The organism is Streptomyces sp. RP5T (genome assembly GCF_003933965.1).
Taxonomy (GTDB): Bacteria; Actinomycetota; Actinomycetes; order Streptomycetales; family Streptomycetaceae; genus Streptomyces.
The window spans coordinates 1-2,137 of sequence record NZ_RSAJ01000943.1; the positions used below are offsets into that span (position 1 = coordinate 1).

2 protein-coding genes are annotated in these 2,137 nt (G+C 71.1%); one reads left to right on the forward strand and one right to left on the reverse strand.

The window, feature by feature from the left end; all coding sequences use genetic code 11:
* Window positions 1-161 precede the first annotated feature (161 nt).
* Entirely contained in the window at window positions 162-458 is a 297-nt protein-coding gene (locus EHS43_RS43235; RefSeq protein WP_125195905.1) for a hypothetical protein, read from the reverse strand.
* Window positions 459-917: 459 nt separating this feature from the next.
* Between EHS43_RS43235 and EHS43_RS43240 the strand changes: the two genes are divergently transcribed.
* Window positions 918-2,137: GAF domain-containing protein (locus EHS43_RS43240; RefSeq protein ID WP_185806656.1), on the forward strand; the 1,220-nt coding region annotated here is incomplete at its 3' end.

Genomic DNA, 2,137 nt, shown 5'->3' on the forward strand with positions numbered 1-2,137 from the left:
CCCCACCCCTGTCGTTGCCCGCCCAGTCCACCGGGATTGTGACGCATGCATGGCCACATGAGTGACGGGGCCGCCGCCGCCCACTTCTCCTCAGGCGGGTGGCCGAACCTGGCCGGCTGGTTGTCCGCCCGAGGAGCGGGGCCGCGCCCTGCGTCCATCGGTCAGGGTGCGTCGCCGGAGTGGTAGAAGCGGCAGCTCACGCCTGGACCCGGTATGAACGGCTCCCCCGGGCGCGGGTCGTAGAGCGCACGCCCGCCAGGGAACTGGCCCAGCTCGGTGGGCAGGGCGGCGCCGTTCTCGATCTCCTCCGGACGCCAGTCCGTGATGTCGAGCAGCAGCCCGTCCAGAGGCCCGCCTATGAGCAGGGCGTAGGCCTGCCGCGGGCGCGGCCCCGGGTCGGGATCGTCATGGTCATGGCCGTAGACCCGGCCGCGCAGCAGCTGCTCGTCTCCGTTCATGCGTGAAGTTTCGCAGTGACCACTGACAACGACCCCCTCAGGAAATGAGCACGAGCGGACGCCGCCCGGCCACCCTGAGGTGCGTGACGACGCCCCAGCTGTTCATTTAATGGTCAAGTTTCTACTTTGATCCCGTCATGTGAAAATTGGGCTATATGGTCGTTCTATGGTTTAGCGCGAGGGCAAGCGAGGCTGACTGTGGTCGATACGGCGGATACAGAGGCACCGGGGCAGGCGCCGCCCGGCCTGGGACCGCTGGAACAGTCCTTGGCGATGGCGGCCGACCTGATGGGTATGACCGAGGCTCTCGTGCGGGCGTCCTCATGGATGGGGCTCGTGGGCTGGGCAGTGATGTTGTTCCAGGCAGACGGCGCCCACCTGTTTCCCTGCGGGATGGCCGGCCTGGGCCCGCACTGGCAGCCGCCGCTGCGGCCCTTGTCCACGGGGGATGCCTGGCCGGTGAGCCAAGCGGCTCTCGGACAGGAGCAGGAGGGGTGCGGGGCGACAGGCCCCTACCCGCTGCCGACGCAGGCCGGGACCGCGGCCTGGATGGTGCTGCCGCTGGCCAAGAGACAGGGCGTCGCCGTGGCGCTGCGTCCCGGCGCCACCGCCTTCCGGCCGGTGGAGCAGGACTTCCTGCGCGAAGCCGTGAGCCTGCTGGACCGTTATCTGCCCTCTGTGGAGCGGACCGGGCGCACGGTGGAACCCTCCCCCCGGCTGAGGCAGCGGTCTGCCGGCGTCTTCCGCCTCGACCTGGCCGACGAGCAGGTGGAGTGCGACGAGATTTTCGCCCGCCAGCACGCGCTGCCCGGCCCCGGGCGCTACCCGCTCTCCGACATCCTGTGCAGAATCCCCCCGCACGACCTGCCGCGGATCGAAGAGATCCTGGGCGAGCTGCGCGTACGGCCCGGCACCTTCGAGGTTGCCTACCGCCTCACCTCCGACGGCGACGGGATCCGCCACCTGCGAGCACACTGCACCAGCAGCCGGACCGTGAACGGTGCGGTCCTGGACATCGCGGGCGAGGTCACGGATGTCACCACCGAGGCGCAGCAGACGGGCGAGCGCGAAGCCCTTCTGCGCGGGCAGCTCCGCCGCGCCGACCGCATGATCTCCCTGGCGGCCAGCGCCGCCAGCGCGAGCGGAACCGATGAGCTGGCGGCCGCGGCCTGCGAGGCTCTCGCCGTCTTCGGTGCCGACGCCCTCGTCATCGCCGAGGAGCACGGCGGCCGTACCCGTGTCGTGACGACGGCCGGTTACGACCGCGAACACCGTGCGGCCCTGGACGGAATCCCGCTCTCCGCTCGCACACCGCTCACCGACGCCCTGCGCAACCAGCAGGCCGTGTTCACCCCGTCCCACCGCGACCTGGTGTCCGCCTACCCGCACTACGCCGCCACCCTGCCCCGGCTCCAGCGGCACGCCTGGGCGGCCATTCCCCTGCCGCTGGCCGATCCCACCACCCCAGCGGTCTGCATGTTCTCCTTCAACCGCACGCAGGCCTTCCAGCCCTCCGACCAGCCGCTGCTCATCGCCGGCGCGGCCCTGCTCGGGCGGGCGCTGGAGCGCTGCCGCACCTACGACGCCGAACACGAGCGCGCGGTCCACCTCCAGCGCAGCCTGCTGCCCGCCCACCTGCCCCACCGTCCCGGCCTGCGATTGAGCGCCTCGTACCAGCC

Excerpts from the sequence above, each read along its gene's own strand:
- EHS43_RS43235 (WP_125195905.1), bottom strand. The coding sequence starts at position 458 with ATGAACGGAGACGAGCAGCTGCTGCGCGGCCGGGTCTACGGCCATGAC.